Here is an 18,981-nt window from a genome sequence, read left to right as displayed (position 1 = left end):
CAATATAACCCCACTGCTAACAAAGACACAACCTTTACGTTATTCTTCTTTGCTCTGCGTCAATATTTGTTGCATATCGTTCAACATTGTCCACGCCCTCTGTTCGGATTATTGCAGTTTGCACTGCAGGGCAATATTGTTAAAAATCGTTTAATTCATAGGATCCACCGCTCTATCAGAAAGAGTTGGTGGTATAAGCCGCAAATAGAAGCAACCGTTACACAAACCGCGGTTGCTATCAGGATATCGTTAACACTATGGCCAGTTTATACGACGTTGCCCGCTTGGCTGGCGTATCCAAATCAACAGTATCAAGGGTTATCAATAATGAATCGGGCGTCAGTGATAAAGCCCGGGTTCGCGTAGCGCTCGCTATTGAGGAATGCGGCTACGTGGTAAACCAGATCGCCAAAGACCTGAAATCCAGCAAAAGCCACCTTGTGGGTGTAATTGTGCCGCGTATTTCATCCCATGCCGTTTACCGTGGTGTCGAAGGGCTTACCCGAGGGCTGGAAAAAGCAGGAAAGCAACTCTTGCTGGCCAATAGCGGGCTGCAAACAACAAAAGAGCTGGAGTACATCGCCCTGTTTAAACAGAAACGGGTAGAAGGCATCATCATGTTTGCCACGCACATCGATGATGAGCTAAGCAGCGCGATCCACAAGACGCAGATTCCCGTCATACTTGTGGGGCAGGATGGTACACGACACGGTTTTCCCAGTGTGATTCACGATGATTATCGGGTCGGCTACCTTGCGGCTCAGAAGCTGATGGCAAAAGACTGCTCTCGCATCGGATTCCTCGGTGTAGATACTGCCGATATCGCCGTCGGACAACAACGTTACCAGGGGTTTGCCGAGGCCCTGCAGCAGGGAATGCTCCAGCCATGTTTTCACCAGCAGGGAGAGTTCACCATCCTCTCAGGGCAACATGAAATGTCACAGGTTATTGCCCAGGGGATTGAGTTTGATGGTATTTTCTGTGCCACCGATAAAATAGCCGTCGGTGCTATTCAGGCTTTAAGGGCTGCCAATCGCTCTCCCGGTGATGACGTCTATGTTGTCGGTGTTGGTAACGACGAAATGTCTGCCGTTATCACCCCTTCACTGTCCACCTTTGATCTGTCGTTCACCGAAGCGGGAGAACGAGCTGCCCTCATGCTGCTGGAACTCATCGATAGCAAGGATTGGCAACGGGCAAACAAAATCACCCTGGGCATTGACTGGGTTCCGCGAAGCAGTTGTCCGGATTGATTTTTTACCACCGAATCAACTAGGATGCTGGGATCGTTCCCAAAATCTATTGAGGTTTACCATGCAACCACAGATCTGGATGACCGGCGATGCCGTTGTGGATCTGATTCCCGATGGTCAGTACCACTACCAGAAGTGTCCTGGTGGCGCACCGGCCAATGTGGCTGTTGCCGTCTCCAGACTCGGCGTCAGCACTGGTTTTTTTGGTCGTGTGGGTAATGATCCCCTTGGTCACTTTATCAAACAGGTGTTAATTGACGAGCAGGTAGATACACAACATTTGACGCTTGATGCAGAGCGTCGTACATCAACCGTATTAGTGGATCTGGATGATCAGGGGGAGCGCACATTTACCTTTATGGTGAAACCCAGCGCCGATCAGTTCACCATGCCAGAGGGTGTGCCCGCATTCCAAGCTGGGCAATGGCTGCATACCTGCTCCATTGCACTGGCAAACGAACCCACCAGATCCACCACCCTGCAGGCTATGAAAGCCATGAAAGACGTCGGTGGCTACTTATCTTTTGACCCGAACCTGCGCCCGGAAGTTTGGGCTTGTGAACACGATATTTTGCCCGTTGTACGCGAGGCACTGGCACTGGCAGATGTGGTGAAGTTTTCTGCAGAGGAGCTCTGTTATCTCTCTGGTATGACCTCCATTGAGGTCGCTATGGACTGGCTGCATACCCATTACCAATTACCCGTTACGGTCGTCACTCAGGGTAAAGCAGGCGCTCTGGTTCAGTTAGTTGATCCTGCAACAGCGCAGCCTCATCGCTTCAACGTCCCCGGCATGTCAGTAGCCGTGGTAGACACCACTGGCGCAGGTGATGCTTTCGTCGGAGGCATGCTCGCAGGTCTTATTGGTAAGGATCAGTGGCTGTCGCAGGCATGTATCGAGCAGGCCATCAGGCAGGCTAATGGTTGTGGCGCTCTGGCGGTGACCGCCAAAGGGGCAATGACCGCACTACCTGATGCAAAACAGCTTGCAGCGTTATTATAGAACTTTAACGCAGATCCAGTCGTTCAAAATGGTTGTGCAGCCCATAATTTAAAAACGACATTGGTATTACAGCCCGCAGAAAGATTGTGAGCAGCTTCTAAGATGCCTCCTCTAAACAAACCCTTAGGAATGGTCACGAAATAACCTCCACATTTGAGGCTCTCAACACTCCGTTCACCCTGAGCCTGTCGAAGTCCGTTGCACCACCCTTCGACAGGCTCAGGGTGAACGGAAATGGGGAAATTATTTCAGGGAAAATCCTTAACCATTATTGATTTACTAAAGATCTGTCATTATGAAAAAAGTCGCTATGGCTCTCGGATTTACAGGCCTTTTGTCATCAAACGCATTACAGGCCTTCACTGTAAGCAAAGACATAACTTATGGAGATCGCCCAAGAAACCAATTGGACTTATAAGTACCCGGCCATATGGCTACGGCTATGCTCACTGCATTGTGCCTTGCATAGTAACTGTCTACTCACCCAGAAATATTCGATTCCATTAGCCCAACTACTTATTGACGCAGCCGTCTGCGATAACAAGCCGCCAGTTCTCATCAAGATTTGAAAGCTGACGGTTTGTGTTTCAAAACAGCCTTCCCGCTGCCAAACAATTCTTGAGAAGGTTGCTCTTATGCCCCCCCTATTGCAAAGGCCCTATTCCCTCCGGGAGAGGTGATTTAACACCCTGCATCGCTCGGCAAAAAACCGGCCATCGTTCCCTATCCAGACAGAAACCCCCACTTCATAATGCACTGACGGACAACTTTTTTCCGAAACAGGGCAAGAGCTCTTCATCTTTTTCACGTACTGCACTTTGCAAACTACGTAAAAAGGCTTTTTAAATGACCGCTTTCACTGTTATCCTCGCCTGTTCATTTTTATTGACTATGAAAATGCCGCCAGTCAGTTCTTCCTTGTCACTCCTGACTTCTCCTTTTATCGGGAGCTGAAGCGAGGAAGCGGCACTAATAGAGTCGGCACCAAGCCGGAAAACACCTAATATCATGTCAGAACAAACCCCGAATACTGGCAGTCTGCAGATTTATCTTCGACTGCTTACCTATGTAAAACCCTATACTGCTTACTTTGCACTGAGTCTGGTTGGTCTTGCCATCTTTGCCCTCAGCCAGCCGGCTTTTGCCAAACTGCTGGAATACTTTGTCCAGGCGCTGGAAGGCGAGCCAATTAATCTGTTGAGCAGTCTGGGCTACGACATCCCCGCCCTTTGGTTGATTCCCGGAATGATGGTGGGTATTGCTCTGATACGAGGCATTGGCTCTTATCTCGGTAGCTACTACCTGTCCAAGGTGGCGAACAGTGTGATCCATGATTTAAGAACGTCCATGTTCAACAGCATGATCGCCTTGCCTAACGAATTCTTTGACAACAACAACTCCGGCCATCTGATTGCCCGGGTTACCTATAACGTCAGCCAGGTCACCGCAGCCGCTACCAGCGCTATTAAAATTGCAGTGCGCGAAGGCTTAACCGTTGTCTTTCTGTTGGGTTTTCTGTTTTACACCAACTGGAAAATGACCCTGATCTTTATTGCAGCGCTGCCTGTGATCGCTCTGGTGGTTTCGTTTGCCAGCGATCGCTTTCGTCGCATCAGCCGCAACATTCAAAACTCCATGGGTGATCTGACCCATGTTACTTCCGAGAGCATCAATGGCTATCGGGAGGTACGGGGCTTTGGTGGTGAAAAATACGAAAGTGACCGTTTCATGGCTGCCAGCGCTACCAATACCCGTCAGAACCTGAAGCTATCAAAAGCCGATGCGGTTCACACGCCGGTACTGCAATTTATTGTGTCCATTGCTCTGGCTTTGCTGCTATTTATGGTGCTTTGGGTGAAAGGCGATGCCAGCACCGCTGCGCTGGTTGGTTACGTCACCGCTGCCGCCTTGCTGCCGAAACCCATTCGCCAGCTTAGCGAAGTGAATGCCAGTATTCAGAAAGGCATTGCGGCCGCTGAAAGCATCTTTGCCATGGTGGATGAAGTGCCCGAAGCCAATACGGGTGAATACACCTGCGACAGAGTAAAAGGCAATCTTGAGTTCAAAGATGTCTGCTTCACCTACCCTGGCGCTTCATCACCCGCATTACAAGACATCAACTTCACCGTTGAACCCGGTAAAACCTATGCCCTTGTTGGCCGCTCCGGTTCTGGCAAAAGCACGCTGGCCAGTCTGGTGCCACGTTTTTATAACCACACCGGCGGCGACATTCTTATTGATGGCACTCCGCTGAACGCGTTTGAACTGAAAAACCTGCGCAGCCATATAGCACTGGTTTCCCAGAACATTACGCTCTTTAACGACACTGTTGCCCGAAATATTGCTTACGGCGCACTCAGCGAAACCGCCGAGGAAGAAGATATCCGTCTGGCTGCCGAAGCGGCTCATGCCATGGAATTTATCAAAGATATGTCCAATGGTATTCACACCATGGTGGGTGAAGATGGCGTACTTTTGTCTGGTGGTCAGCGCCAACGTCTTGCTATCGCGCGCGCTGTATTGAAAGATGCGCCCATTCTGATTCTGGACGAAGCGACGTCTGCCCTGGATACCGAATCAGAACGCCATATTCAGGCAGCTCTGAACGAAATCATGAAAGGCAGAACCACGCTGGTGATCGCTCACCGTCTTTCCACCATCGAGAATGCAGACTGTATTCTGGTGATGGAACAAGGCCGGATTATTGAGCGTGGCACCCATAGCGAATTGCTGGCCAATGGCGAACATTATGCGAAGCTGCATAAAATGCAGTTTCATGAAGAAGCCCCCATTTTGGATCCTCTGCCCGCCTGATCAATGAGCCCCTCACTTCTCACGGAGTTGAGGGGCTTCCAGCTCCTGCTCAATCTGCTAATAAATCCTATTAACGACTTTCAACTGCACAGTTCGCCCCCATATATCCACCAGAATTTATCCCTGTGGGTTTATCACTTGCTACATCCATGTTAAAAACCCCACATTGAATTTATTGGATCGCTTTAATGAAACTCACAATCCCCCGCTTTGATCAGGCCAGAGTACTTGTTATTGGCGACATCATGCTGGATCGATACTGGCATGGTGCAACATCGCGAATTTCACCAGAAGCGCCTGTCCCTGTGGTGAAAGTGGGGCAAGTGGAAGATCGTCCTGGTGGCGCTGGCAACGTGGCGCTGAATATTGCTTCCCTCGGCGCACCAGCTTGGGTTATTGGAGCCACCGGTGAAGACGAAGCTGCAGATGCACTTCAGTCCAGGCTTGAAGCTGCAGGCATCTTCTGTGATTTTGTTCGAGTTACTGGCGTACCAACGATTACTAAATTACGCGTTATTTCCCAGCACCAGCAACTGATCCGGCTGGATCACGAAGAAGAATTCGTAGATCTTAATCCGGATGTGATTGAAGCCAAAGCCGCCGCACTGCTGGATGATATTGGTGCCGTGGTTCTTTCCGATTACAGCAAGGGAACGCTGCAGGGTTGCCAGCAACTGATCAAATTGGCGCGCGCACGAAATATCCCAGTGCTGGTCGATCCTAAAGGCACCAGTTTTGAACAATATCGCGGCGCTACATTGATCACGCCTAATCTGAAAGAGTTCGAAACCGTTGTCGGTCATTGTCGTACAGAGCAGGAGCTTATCTCCAAAGGCCAACAATTGCTTCGTGATCTGGAGCTGGAAGCCCTGCTGATTACTCGCAGCGAACACGGCATGACACTGATTCGTGAGAACCAGCCTGAAGTACATTTACCCGCCAGAGCCCGAGAAGTGTTTGATGTTACCGGCGCTGGTGATACGGTTATCTCCGTACTGGCCGCAGCGATCGCTTCTGGCTGTGAAATGCCACAAGCTGCAGGTCTGGCGAATATGGCTGCCGGTATCGTTGTTGGTAAATTGGGTACCGCCAGCATCTCCATGCCGGAACTCCGTCGTGAAGTGAATCGTGAAGTGGGTGCAGAGCGCGGTGCTGTAACCCTTGAGCAATTGCAGACTGCTGTTGAAGATGCCCGCGCCCACGGTGAGAAAATTGTCTTTACCAATGGCTGCTTTGACATTCTACATGCCGGTCACGTGGGCTATCTTGAACAAGCTCGCCAGCAGGGTGATAGATTGATTCTGGCGTTGAATGGCGATAGTTCAATCACTCGCCTGAAAGGTGAAGGTCGCCCTATTAACCCTATTGAACGACGCATGACGGTTATGGCCGCACTGGAATCGGTGGACTGGGTGGTGAGTTTCGATGAAGACACTCCAGAGAATCTGATTCGTGCGATTCAGCCCGATATTCTGGTGAAAGGTGGCGATTATTCTCTGGGTGAAGTGGTTGGAGCGCCCATCGTTCACGAATATGGCGGTGAAGTAAAAGTGCTGGCCTTCCTGGAGAATTGTTCAACCACAGCCATTGTTGAAAAAATTCGAACCGATAAAGAGCAGCAACCTGCTTGATGCCCAACCTCAATATCTCAATTGGGCTCTGAAGAAGAGCCCTGTGTACGACTTAAACAACTGACTCAAGGCCTTCTGAAGAACACAGTGTGGTAAGGTGTGAGAGCATACCAATTGACTGTACGTGATCTTCCTCAGTTGCGTCAGTGCAGGCGTCAGAAACAACAAACACTCTGTAATCCATATCATGGGCTGATCGTGCTGCAGATTGAACCGCCCAGGTTGTGCTGACACCGCATAAAAAAACATCAGACACTTTGCCAGCTCTTAAGATTGGATCCAGATTGGTTCCATAAAATGGGTTTATTCTGGGCTTCTGAACGATTAAGTCACCCGCCTGAACATTTAATGCTTCGTGAAACTCAGTTCCCCAGCGCCCCATTCGCAGTGCGCCAGTCTCAGGGAGAGAACCAAAAAAAGAGGAGTTTGAAGGCAAGTCTTGATAGCCAGTCGCAAAACCAACCCTGACAAAAATAACTGTCCATTCAAGCTTTCTTGCGACAGCAATGGCATTGTTTGCGTGATTCAACACCTGATGATCAGCGACCTGTTTGGCATAAGCTGGCCTTTTTCCATCTGGATGAATAAGATCATTAATCAAATCAACAACCACCAGCGCTGAACTCATAAACACCTCACTTATACCCGTCGCCTTTCAAGTTGCTACTTTGTTGGCTACGTTCACTCACCCCAGTCACCTACTATTTGTAGGCTCCTGAGGATTCACTCACTTGCCGCCGCGTAGCAACTTGAAATCCTTTGGGTATATATTTAGGAGGCAGCTAAACAAGCCTCCACATTTTGTCGTAGATGAGCAGGGTTAATGGTTCCAACAATAGCTGAAGATACCGCCTTATGTGAAAAAACCAGCTTCAAACTTTCAAGCACAGGATCCTGTCCGGAAAGGCAAACGTGGCCACTGGCAAACGCTTTTTTAACCAAGATACCTTTGTCGTTTTCAAGGGCGTAATCGAGCACTGGCTTTTCGCCCTGCTCATTCAGGTTGTAGGTCACCATGGCAATATCAGAATACTTCAACGCAAGAACACCGCCTTCGACCGTTTTCGTGGACATTCCGGTTGCCCGAATTTTCCCTTCTTTTTTCAGGTCAGACAGCACTTCCAGACAACCGGTTTGCTCAATGATATTAACATCCTCACCATTGGAGTGAACCAGCATCAACTCAATGACATCCGTATTCAAGCGTTTCAAACTTCGCTCAACACTGTAACGAATATGTTGTTCAGAAAAGTCAAAACGGGACTCACCATTGTCAAACTCTTCACCGACCTTACTACAGATCACCCAGTTTTTTCGCAGTGTTTTATCTTTGGCAAACAACTGACCAAGCCTTTCTTCGCTGGTGCCGTATGCCGGTGCGGTGTCCAGTAAATTCAGACCGAGATCATGGGCAAGGCTCAATAACTCAAGCACTTCCCGGTCATCTGGAATAGTAAAATGCTCTGGGTATTTAACCCCCTGATCACGACCAAACTTCACCGTGCCAAATCCTAAAGGCGACACTTCAATATCTGTACCGGCAATTTTATGTCTGGACAGTCTTTGCATCATGGTTATTCCTTAAAACTTCCCTGCCAGAAATTTGGGCAGATCTCAGGGCGAGAGAAATTCCCGACTACCTCAAAACCTTCATTGGTCGAAGGACGGACTCCGGCAGTTTCTAACATTTTGATCACTTCATCAGACAGGTTCGGCGCTAAAGCCAATTTGGTCGGCCAGGTCACAATACCGTTACTAACCGGCTGGCAGAACGCTGCATCAGGGCGTAGCATACGATTCTGTTTAGGCTCCGCACGATTTACGCGGAGTGTCGCCCACTCTGCCTGATCAAGATTCACCCATGGCAGTAGCGCTTTCAGCTCTTTTCTGGCAGTCGCAATCAATTCTTCTTCAGATTGCTTAACACCGTCTTCGGCAATGCCGCCACCCAGATACCAAACCCATTTGCCATCTTTATCGGGATGACTGGTAATGGTAATCCTTGGCAGCGGTGTCGTACCCAGGCAGTGGGCATAAATAGGTTCTGGATGATCAAGTCGCACCATCACCATATGCAGTGGGCGCACCTGCATTTTAGGGTCATTAACTCCCCAGGTATTCAGTAGTGACTGGGTACCTTCACCTGCAGAGAGAACAAATCGCTTCGCTTTCAGAGATACGTTTTCATTGTCGTTATCAATGAGTTCCACGGACTCAATATCACCAGAACCATTGGTTTTCAGCACAGCATTTCCCTGCTCACTCCAATCCACCTTAATGACACGATCTTCAAGACCATTGATCAGAGCGTTGGTCACTGTGGCAATATCAAGAACGATCTCATTGAGCTGATACACTTTTCCACGAAAGCCGTCGTGTTTAAAAATATCGGGAAACTGATCTTTTTTCAGCACATCCACACGCCCTCTTAATGCCTTGCTGGCAAAGAAGGAGGTCATTCTGGAACCCAAGTCACCGGGAGACCACAGGTAGTGGAAGTTCGATAAAATACTGGCGGAACTTAAATCTGGATCCGCACCTTCACCATGACCAGCCAACGCATTGCGCCAACGATCAGGCATACTGGCAATGGCCTGAGAAGCATTGGTCAACTGGCCCGTTAATGTGTATTTGGTGCCACCGTGAACAATGCCCTGGGACTTGATCGTCTGTCCGCCTCCCAGAGAACCCTGCTCCAGCAATATCGCTTTGTAGCCAAGAGTATTAAGGGTACGAAATAACCAAAGGCCAGCAATACCGCCGCCAATCACCACTACATCAGTTTCGAGGATCTTTGTCATAGGAAGGGTTCGATACGTGAAATACTAAACGCACGAAAGTATACGCAGGAAGGGGCACGGTGTCCCGTTGAATGTGGAGAGCAGAGAAAATGGTTTATGAAAGGTCTATTGCTCCTGCAAATGGCAGCACGAAAATCAGCAAGCTCCTTTAACCGTAACGCAATAAAGCCTGATACAGCATCTTGGCCGTAATAATGCGTGTTTTTTCCACCGAGTCCCCGGAGAGTAAGATCATGGAGACACGGCTTTTTTGCAAAACCTTCATAGCCTCATGGAGCGAGGTTTCCGGGCTTAAGCTGATAGCATCTCTCACCAGAGAGCCAACGACTACCTCCCCCTCATTATTCACCAGACATCGAGCCAGATGACGGTACAGAACAATACCCGCCGGCTGATCTTCTTTAAGCACGATATAACGCTTACAGGGTGAAGATTGTAACACCTCTCGAATGGCCGCCACCGAGGCATCAAATGGTAAACACACATTCGGAGTAAAGGGCTTTTCTATCAGCTCTTCCAACTTTCGTTGATGGGAAGACAATACCGCCTCCGCCAGCTTTCGCTGCCGCTTACCAATCAACCCCTTTTTGTTGTAATGACGGATGATACTCTGCAACTCATCGCCACTTCGAACCACAGCGGTGGGTGTTGGCAACACATGCAACCAAACCAGCGCCAGCTGTAGAACAGGCCTCGTCAGAAGATAAATCCAGTGAATCAGCCCACACCACCGCACAAGCACCCGGTCAGCCACCTGCACAGCAATCAGTTTGGGCAGCACCTTGGCAAACACCATCATCACATAAGCCAGAATCGCCGTGAACGCAGCCAGCCATAAATCGTCAAACTCCTTTGCTGCCAGCGCCCCAAGAAAGGTACTGCCAGAAATGCTAACCATGGTACTTAACAAAACAATGGACGATAAGTGCTCCCGCTTCTTCCGGAAGACTTTCTGAAGCGTCTCTTTTCGTTCTGGCCGCCGATGCAGGATGGTGACCAATCTAAGCTCATTGATCGCGACAATTGAAGATTCCAACAAGGATAAAAAAGAGGTAATCAAAACGATACAGCAGGCATAAACCACGACAAGCAACATCTATTCCTCCAGAAAAACAACAATCAACCAGGCTGACCAGAAAAAAGGGGCAAGTTATTGTTTTCGGCTGTTTTTCTGCTTTATTTATACGAAATCCCATACTCCAATCCAGAATGGAAAACTAAATTCGAATATTATTCGACTACTGTTCGACTATCGTTCGAAAACGTTTTATTCTTGCCCACTGACAATTACCGGTACCTCATCATGGCTGCATCCGACAAACGGGCTCAGCGTGAATCCGACATCATTCAATCCACTCTCGAGCTGCTGAAGCAAAAAGGGTTTATGGAGCTGAAAATGTCGGAAGTAGCAAAACATGCACAGTATTCCATGGGCACGGTGTACTCTCACTTTTCCAGCAAGGAAGATTTGCTACTGGGCTGCGCCACCTCGGTGGCTGGGCAAGTAGAGGCCACGTTTCAGAAAATACTGACGTCCACCATGGCACCGACAGAGCGCTTGTTAACGGTGATTATTGCCAATTGGCTCAGTGATGCCAGAGACCCTCACTACTTCTTCCTTCGCCAATTAGCCATGAACCCGGATATCTGGACAAGAGCTTCAGAGAAACGAGCCCAGGTATTAAACGACATCTGCCATTGCGTGGCCCAAAAAGTAGAAGCACTCATTGTGGAACTATTACCCGACAATCCAAGTCTGATGACATCAAAGCACGATGGCACGATTACAGACATCCTCATGGGTCTCTGGAGCATGAGTGAAGGATTGTACCGAATCAGTCTTTCAGGCTTTGGCCTGAAACAGCCTTCTTTTCACAAGGATCGTGGCTTGAATCTGCTCGCCATCAATCTTGAAAAGTACCTTCGAGGCTGGGGCTGGACCCTGGAATTCTCCCCCGCGTTAGTCGCCAGCTGTAAAGCTCAGGCGGAAACGATGATTTCCGAACTTATTCATTAGCAATGATTAATAGACACTTATTAATAGATACTTAAGGAATTGACATTAGATGAACCTCCCCTCATCTGCTGGTAAAGCATCCATTACGCTTTTTCTGGTATTGGCCACTGCGCTACTCCAGGGCTGCAATGACGATGAACTCGTTGCACAAGAAGCCGTCGTACGCCCGGTTAAACTGTTTGAAGTCACCGATCCGATCCAGCAACAGCTTCGATATTTCCCCGGCAAAGTGACGGCGACGGAAGAAGCCGAAATCTCCTTCCGAATTCCAGGCCAAATTTCCAAAATGGTGGTCAAGCAAGGTGACGACGTGTCTAAAGGTCAGATACTTGCTTATCTGGATGATCGCGACATTCGCAATGAACTTCAGGATCGTCAGGCCAACTTTGAGCTGGCGAAAGCGGAGTTTGATCGCGCAAAATCACTGCTGACGAAAAAAGTCATATCCCAGTCCAGTTACGATACCGCCAGCGCCAAACTGAAATCCGCCGAAGCGGCTCTCAAGCTAAGCCGTGACAAACTGGATTATACGACACTGCGTGCGCCATTCAGTGGTCGTGTGGCACAAACCGTAGCTGAAGCTCACCAGCAAGTGCAGGCTCAGCAACCGGTATTGGTTATGCAAAGCAACGACAGTCTCGACATCAGCATTCAAATCCCGGAAAGCATTGTTTCCCATGTTAATAAAGATTCCGTCGATTCAAACTACCAGCCGGTAGCCACATTCCCTGGCGCTCCCGGGCAGGAGTTTCCAGTCAGTTATAAAGAATATGCGACGCGGGTTTCTCCTGGCTCCCAGAGTTACGAAGTCATCTTCACCCGTGCAGCCCCGGCTAACCTGAACATCCTGCCCGGCATGACCGCCACGATCATCATTGATCTTGCTCAAATCATGGACACAGACAGCGCACCAGGTTATGTGGTTGTCCCCGTTTCCGCGGTGGGTAAAAACGACGCCGACAATAAGACCGTGGTCTGGAAGTTTGATCCGTCAACACAAACCATCACACCGGTTGATGTCACTGTTGGCCGCATCACTCAGGCCGGTGTACAAATCACCGCAGGCCTCAGCCCAGAAGACCTTATTGTCACTGCCGGGCTCAGCCAGCTGCACAGTGGTATGAAAGTTAAGCCCCTGAAAAAAGAGCGGGGACTGTAATCCATGAATATTGCTGAGTATTCCATATCCCATCGTGTGATCAGCTGGATGTTTGTAGCCATCCTACTGGTCGGAGGCGGTATCTCCTTTTTTGGGCTTGGTCAGCTGGAATTTCCTGAGTTCACCATCAAACAGGCGATGGTTATCACTCACTATCCGGGCGCATCACCGGAACAGGTAGAAGAAGAAGTCACTCTGCCACTGGAAGAAGCCATTCAACAGTTGGAGTATGTGAAAAACATTGACTCCATCAGCAGCAATGGTCGCTCCCAGATCATGGTGGAAATGAAAGAACAGTACCCTTCTGATGAACTACCTCAGATCTGGGACGAAGTACGTCGAAAAATCAATGATGCCCAGGGCGGTATGCCACCGGGTGTTTATCCGTCCGTTGTCGTTGATGATTTCAGCGATGTTTACGGCATGCTGTTCAACATTACCGGTGATGGCTATACCCCGAGAGACCTGGAAAACTACGCTGACTATCTCAGGCGTGAACTGGTGCTGATAGACGGTGTTAAAAAAGTCACCATCGCAGGTATACGACAAGAAGAAGTTGTCGTTGAAATGTCTCAGGCGAAACTGGCCAGCCTGGGCATCGACCCTGCCTGGATTTTCTCCCTGATTCAAAATCAGAATGTGGTGTCTAATGCCGGCAATATGCTGGTTGAAGGTCGCTCTATTCGCATTCACCCTACCGGTGAATTTAACCATGTAAAAGAGCTTGAACAGCTGATTATTAGTCCGCCCGGCAGCTCGCAATTGGTTCGTCTGGGTGATATTTCCACTGTACGCCGTGACTATGACGACACGCCGGACAGCATGTACACCTCCAACGGCAAACCAGCGCTGTCTCTGGGGATTTCCTTTGGCTCCGGGGTCAATGTTGTGGATGTTGGTGAAAGCGTTAGACAACGCCTCAACGAACTGACCTCTGAACAACCTCTGGGCATTGAACTAACGACAGTGTACGACCAACCGGCTACCGTATCCGAATCCGTTAACGGGTTTCTGATCAACCTGGTAGAAGCCATCGTCATTGTCATCGTGGTGCTGCTACTGGCCATGGGTGTTCGCGCTGGTCTATTGATGGGCGCCGTGTTGCTACTGACCATCTCCGGCACCTTTATTGTGATGAAGGCACTGGGTATTGATTTACAGTTAATCTCGCTGGGCGCACTGATTATCGCTCTTGGTATGCTGGTTGATAACGCCATTGTGATTACCGAGGGCATTCAGGTTGGCCTGCAACGGGGTATGACCCGGATGCAAGCGGCCAAGCGCGTAGTGCAACTGAACCAGTGGCCGCTGTTGGGCGCCACCGTCATTGCCATTATGGCCTTTGCTCCCATCGGGTTGTCTGATGACTCCACCGGTGAGTTCTGTCTCTCTCTGTTTCAGGTGCTCTTAATTTCTCTGATGCTGAGCTGGGTTACGGCCATTACCCTGACACCTTTCTTCTGTAACATTTTATTTAAGGGTTATGAAAATGCGACAGAGGACGAACATGCACCGGTTGTTGATCCTTATCAAGGCGCCTTGTTTACCCTGTACAAACAGCTGCTGAACTTTGCTTTGAAACATCGCCCAGCCACCATCGGCCTGACGTTGCTGGCGCTGGTGATTGCGATTGTCGGTTTTGGTTCTGTGAAAAACGTGTTTTTCCCGCCATCCAACACGCCGATCTTCTTTGTGGATTTCTGGATGCCGGAAGGCAGTGATATCCGGGCAACTGCAGCGGAGTTGGCAACCTTTGAGAAACAAGTACTCACCATGCCCGGAGTGAAAAATGTCACGTCCGTCATGGGCATGGGCGCTCAACGCTTTATTCTTCCTTATCAGCCAGAAAAGCAATACACCAGTTATGGTCAGCTGATCATCGAAGCGAAAGATTTGGAGACGATTGATGCACTGATCCCTCCCATGGAAAGCATTCTCAAAGAACAGTACGGCGATGTGGAATACCGCATTAAGCTGATGCAAAACGGCCCGGCGGCGCCCGCAGAAATTGAAGCACGCTTTTATGGTGAAGATCCTAAAGTACTAAGATCTCTGGCTATGCAGGCGGCAACAATACTGAACAATGAACCCACCGCCGTACATGTACGACATGGGTGGCGTAATCAGGTGAGCCTTGTTCGTCCACATATTGATGAAGCCAGTGCACGTCGCAGTGGTATTTCCAAACAGGCGCTTGATGATGCGCTGTTGGTCAATTTCAGTGGTCGTCAGGTCGGCGTTTATCGGGAGGGCAGTCAGCTGATGCCACTAGTGGTTCAGGCTCCGGAAACTGAACGACTGAATGCCGACAGTATTACTGACTTGCAAGTCTGGAGTGCGGATCATCAAAGCTTTGTGCCAATCACTCAAGCCATTTCCAGCTTTGATACCGAGTGGGAAAACCCGCTGATTATCCGTCGTGATCGTAAACGTATGCTATCTGTGATGGCGGACCCGATCATGCTGAGCGATGAAACCACCGACAGTGTGTTTAAGAAGGTACGCTCAAAAATCGAAGCAATTCCATTACCAGAAGGTTACACCCTTGAATGGGGTGGTGCTTACGAACTGTCCAGCGATGCCCAGAGTGCGGTGTTCAAATCCATACCCATGGGTTATCTGGCGATGTTCCTGATCACTATATTCCTGTTCAACACCGTACGACAGCCGTTGGCTATCTGGTGCACGGTACCTCTTGCGCTCATTGGTGTCGTTGCCGGCTTACTGGTGTTGAACACACCGTTCAGCTTTATGGGATTACTGGGGCTTCTTAGCCTATCCGGAATGTTGATTAAAAACGGCATTGTTTTGGTAGAACAGATCAAACTGGAGCTGGAAGAAGGCTGGGAAGAGCACGAAGCGATTTTTCATGCGTCTGTCAGTCGTTTACGTCCGGTATGCATGGCTGCGTTGACAACAATGCTGGGTATGATTCCACTGTTGTTTGATGCGTTCTTCAAGTCTATGGCGGTGACCATTATCTTTGGTCTTGGTTTTGCTACCGTACTGACGCTGATTGTCTTGCCTGTGATTTATTCACTACTCTACAAAATCAGTTTCAAAGGCTTTAACTACCGGAAGATTGGTAATCACTGATATTTCGAAGGTCGGTAATCCTAAAAGACTTACCGACTTCCCCATACCAATGTCGGCAACCCTTTCGGGTTACCGACCTACGTCGTTTTCTTCGAAGGTGGCTTGAGAATATAGCTTAGGCTCTCATATTCAGGCTCAACAACACCCAGTCGCCGATTGATCACCACGGTCAAGCGGAAGAACAAATTGCACAGCATGTTGCCAAACCGATGAAGCTCATCAGGAACTTTAATACCGTGTTTGTCGACATTGACCAACGCACGTACCGCCTTTTTGGATAATGAACGACAGCTGTGCAATAGCTGCACAGGGCGCCCACCTCTAGGCAGAACAAAGCCATTTAACTGACCGGCAATCTCTTTCTGATAATGATCAAAATGCTCCGCTAACCATTGTATTTGCTCTTCAAAAATGGCCTGTTTACCCCGGATGGAGCCGTTCATATGGAAGATTCTGGGTTGCAGTTTATCCAGAAAATCGTAAATATCTGCAAAACGCTCATCATTCTCCAGCTCAGAAATCACACCACCTAGCGTGGCACAGAGCTCATCGGTGATGATTTCGTAGTCGCACAGGGGAGATTCTTCGTAGATAAAGGGGTAGCAAAGCTCCCTAATATCGCCGGAATATTTCAATGCCATACATTAAAACCTCTTTTCCAGAAACTTTTTCTCTATCGGCCTGTCTAGTTTTCTTTTCCCGATAAAAATATACGTTTGAGTTGAATGGATAGAGCAACGCTTCAACACTGCCCTACAAGGGCTCAGAACCACCCTCAATCACTTGAAACGAAGGGAGGTCGTGATCAGCCGTCACAACGCTTTAACACATTGGAACAGTGCCAAAAGATGAAAATCCTTACACTTGGCGGTTTTCCTATTAAAGATCGCCTGCACCATATAAGCCTGACCGAGAAAAAAATCACCGTAGCAGAAAACGTTAAAGCGCAGGTTAGCCGCTCTCTGGATACCATTTCTGAAGAGTCAGAAGATACTGAAGAATATGCTGATATTACGTGTATTAAAGCTCCGACAATAAAGACTTCGCTGATCACCCCATTAGCGGAAATGTTTATAGCCGACGCTAAGGAATATAATTAATAGACAAGCTAACTGCACTCAAACCTATGAAGGAGACTGAGGCGAGTTAGCTGGTACAGATGAATTATATTTCTGGGGACCAGATTATGGTTGCGAATACGCCGCGGGGTTCTCCTTGATAACCTGTAACAGGCTCATACTTCTTATCAAACAGATTATTAACTTTGAATTGCATCTTGGTGTCGGTTGACAGTTTCACCATTGCCCTAAGGTCAAACGTCCCGTATCCAGGAATTTGTTTGGTATTTTCAGGGTTAGTCCAAATTTTACCCTGAGCTTTTAACGTACCACCAATCACCCAGCGCCCAAAGTCTCTATCCAAATTAAGCGCAGCGAGTTTTTGAGCTCTATAGTGGAGCTTTTTACCCTTATTCTTACCGGAGCGATTTTCAGGATCCAGATAGGTAAAGTTTGCACTAACGTTTATATTTTTTATTTGAGTACTAAATTCAAATTCGACACCACGAATTCGAGCTTTATCGATATTAATCGTCTGATAAGTACGGGGGCGAACTTCTACAGAAGAGAGCATATCGTCCATACTATTCTGGTAAACATTAAACGACCAAGTACCAGCATTGCCAACTTGGCCAGTTAATGCGAGCTCTGCATTTTTTGAGTGTTCTGCCTTAAGATTTAAGTTTGGAATACTTGAGTAATAATCAAGTGACTCTCTGTACATGTCTCCAAAGGTTGGTGCACGAAAAGCTGTAGCATAAGACGCAATAAGCCTCATTTGCTCTGGCAGATCGACTCCCCAGGCAGCGCCGCCAGTCCATTGCCCACCAAAAGCTTCATTGTCATCGTAGCGACCACTCAACTGTAGATCACTACCAGCAAAAAATGTTTGATTTTGTGCGAATACAGCCTTGTTATCACGATCATCAACCACATAGGTAGCATCACTCGCAACCCTGTCTTTACTGTAATCAATACCAGCGGTTAACAACTGATTATCTGCCCAAGCCACATCATTCAACCAACTTAGGGAATAGTTTTTATTTTCAGCAAAATTCTTTTTCGCACCGTGATCAAGCTCTTTACGCTCATCTTTAACAAACCCTCCCTGTATACGGGCGCTCCATACATCAGTCATGTTTTTTGAAAGGTAAGTACTGACCATTCTCTCAGAGAACTGCGACTCCAAGTAGTCTGAAGAACCATATCCATCATATTCGGACTTACCTGTAAAATAAGTAAAGTTCACTCCACCTTCTATACCGTTATCAAAGTCTTTTGACAGAGTTCCAGAGAGAGACTTGTTCCGGTAGGCATCATCATCCTGATTAGTTCCCTGGCCCTCTGTGGTACGGTCATAGCCCTGAGTTTCAAGCAAACGTCCGCCAAGATTAAATCTAACGTCATTACGTTCACCACCAATATTAATGGCATACTCACCCGTTTTTCGACTACCACCACCTGCCTTGACTGACACTTTGGGAGCTCCACTTCCTTTTCTTGTAATGATATTGATAACACCGCCAACAGCATCAGCGCCATAAAGCGATGACCTGGGTCCTCGAACTATCTCAATACGCTCTACCTGACCCGGATCAATAAACTCCAATGGAGCAGAGCCTGAACTGGCGGTATTAATTTTCTGACCATTTAAAAGAACGAGGGTCTGAGCCGTTTTTGTACCCCGAATGTAAACTCCCGAGTTACTCCCGGGCCCACCATTAGATGTAACTTGTACTCCCGGAGCAGCTTGATTCAATAACTCGACAACAGTTACCGCTTGCATCCGCTCAATCTCTTCCCGATCAATCACCGTCACCGGAGCCAAAGTTTCATCAACGGTCTGCGCTGTTCTGGTGGCAGTCACAATCACCTTTTCCAGTTTGTGTACTTCCTGCGCCGTGACAGAAGAAGACATTACAGCCACAGCCACAGCAACCGCCACAGACAGTCCTGTGCGAATAAAGTTGGAGGATTGATTAGAAGACATTATTTGTTTATCCGTTGTTAACGTGTTGTTGAGATCATGAAAACTGGCCTATCTGAATAGAGGCTAGTTCGTTTTGTTATTGCCTGAATTCGTATCATAAGTGCATAACCTCTGTAATCAACTGATCGCTACACACCTTTGAATTGAATCAAGACTCAG

Annotated in this window: 14 protein-coding genes; 8 read left to right on the top strand and 6 right to left on the bottom strand. The window is 48.4% G+C overall.

What is annotated here, in order from left to right:
• Window positions 1–257 precede the first annotated feature (257 nt).
• The 4 genes from Q1B11_RS10350 to hldE all read left to right on the top strand — a co-directional run bounded on the left by Q1B11_RS10350 (window position 258) and on the right by hldE (window position 6,701).
• Window positions 258–1,253, top strand: coding sequence for a LacI family DNA-binding transcriptional regulator (locus tag Q1B11_RS10350; RefSeq protein WP_299731775.1), 996 nt, complete (start codon window positions 258–260; stop codon window positions 1,251–1,253).
• A 61-nt stretch (window positions 1,254–1,314) separates the two neighbouring features.
• On the top strand, window positions 1,315–2,256 hold the full coding sequence (locus Q1B11_RS10345; protein WP_299731772.1) for an aminoimidazole riboside kinase: 942 nt from the start codon (window positions 1,315–1,317) through the stop codon (window positions 2,254–2,256).
• 1,008 nt (window positions 2,257–3,264) lie between these two features.
• The gene (gene msbA / locus Q1B11_RS10340; RefSeq protein WP_299731769.1) at window positions 3,265–5,070 is read left to right on the top strand and encodes a lipid A export permease/ATP-binding protein MsbA; all 1,806 of its coding nucleotides are present in this window, start codon (window positions 3,265–3,267) and stop codon (window positions 5,068–5,070) included.
• Between the two features lie 188 nt (window positions 5,071–5,258).
• On the top strand, window positions 5,259–6,701 hold the full coding sequence (gene hldE / locus Q1B11_RS10335; protein ID WP_299731766.1) for a bifunctional D-glycero-beta-D-manno-heptose-7-phosphate kinase/D-glycero-beta-D-manno-heptose 1-phosphate adenylyltransferase HldE: 1,443 nt from the start codon (window positions 5,259–5,261) through the stop codon (window positions 6,699–6,701).
• Between the two features lie 52 nt (window positions 6,702–6,753).
• Here the strand turns inward: hldE and Q1B11_RS10330 are convergent, their stop codons facing one another.
• From Q1B11_RS10330 to Q1B11_RS10315, 4 genes are all read right to left on the bottom strand, one after another.
• A complete protein-coding gene (locus Q1B11_RS10330) occupies window positions 6,754–7,329 on the bottom strand; it encodes an isochorismatase family cysteine hydrolase (protein WP_299731763.1) in 576 nt (191 codons plus the stop codon).
• 143 nt (window positions 7,330–7,472) lie between these two features.
• Entirely contained in the window at window positions 7,473–8,273 is an 801-nt protein-coding gene (locus tag Q1B11_RS10325) for an aldo/keto reductase (protein WP_299731760.1), read from the bottom strand.
• Window positions 8,274–8,275: 2 nt separating this feature from the next.
• The gene (locus tag Q1B11_RS10320) at window positions 8,276–9,502 is read right to left on the bottom strand and encodes an FAD-dependent oxidoreductase (RefSeq protein WP_299731757.1); all 1,227 of its coding nucleotides are present in this window, start codon (window positions 9,500–9,502) and stop codon (window positions 8,276–8,278) included.
• A gap of 148 nt (window positions 9,503–9,650) precedes the next feature.
• Window positions 9,651–10,598, bottom strand: a complete 948-nt coding sequence (locus Q1B11_RS10315; protein ID WP_299731754.1) for a CNNM domain-containing protein — start codon at window positions 10,596–10,598, stop codon at window positions 9,651–9,653.
• 207 nt (window positions 10,599–10,805) lie between these two features.
• Here Q1B11_RS10315 and Q1B11_RS10310 point away from each other — a divergent pair, with 207 nt between their 5' ends.
• The 3 genes from Q1B11_RS10310 to Q1B11_RS10300 are packed head-to-tail and all read left to right on the top strand — an operon-like array spanning window position 10,806 to window position 15,774.
• Window positions 10,806–11,519, top strand: a complete 714-nt coding sequence (locus Q1B11_RS10310; protein ID WP_299731751.1) for a TetR/AcrR family transcriptional regulator — start codon at window positions 10,806–10,808, stop codon at window positions 11,517–11,519.
• 49 nt (window positions 11,520–11,568) lie between these two features.
• Complete coding sequence (locus Q1B11_RS10305) at window positions 11,569–12,678, top strand: efflux RND transporter periplasmic adaptor subunit (protein ID WP_299731748.1); 1,110 nt, start codon at window positions 11,569–11,571, stop codon at window positions 12,676–12,678.
• Window positions 12,679–12,681: 3 nt separating this feature from the next.
• Window positions 12,682–15,774, top strand: coding sequence for an efflux RND transporter permease subunit (locus tag Q1B11_RS10300; protein ID WP_299731745.1), 3,093 nt, complete (start codon window positions 12,682–12,684; stop codon window positions 15,772–15,774).
• A gap of 77 nt (window positions 15,775–15,851) precedes the next feature.
• Here the strand turns inward: Q1B11_RS10300 and Q1B11_RS10295 are convergent, their stop codons facing one another.
• Window positions 15,852–16,415 (bottom strand): cobalamin adenosyltransferase, encoded by a 564-nt coding sequence (locus Q1B11_RS10295; protein ID WP_299731742.1) that lies wholly within the window; start codon window positions 16,413–16,415, stop codon window positions 15,852–15,854.
• An 84-nt stretch (window positions 16,416–16,499) separates the two neighbouring features.
• On the opposite strand from Q1B11_RS10295, the gene Q1B11_RS10290 reads away from it, so the two are divergent.
• Entirely contained in the window at window positions 16,500–16,874 is a 375-nt protein-coding gene (locus Q1B11_RS10290; RefSeq protein WP_299731739.1) for a hypothetical protein, read from the top strand.
• A 64-nt stretch (window positions 16,875–16,938) separates the two neighbouring features.
• On the opposite strand, the gene Q1B11_RS10285 is transcribed toward Q1B11_RS10290, so the two are convergent.
• Window positions 16,939–18,777, bottom strand: a complete 1,839-nt coding sequence (locus Q1B11_RS10285; RefSeq protein WP_299731736.1) for a TonB-dependent receptor — start codon at window positions 18,775–18,777, stop codon at window positions 16,939–16,941.
• Window positions 18,778–18,981: the final 204 nt, after the last annotated feature.

This window comes from uncultured Endozoicomonas sp. (assembly GCF_947495845.1).
In the GTDB taxonomy this organism is placed as follows: domain Bacteria; phylum Pseudomonadota; class Gammaproteobacteria; order Pseudomonadales; family Endozoicomonadaceae; genus Endozoicomonas.
This window is presented reverse-complemented; position numbering and strand designations above follow the sequence as displayed.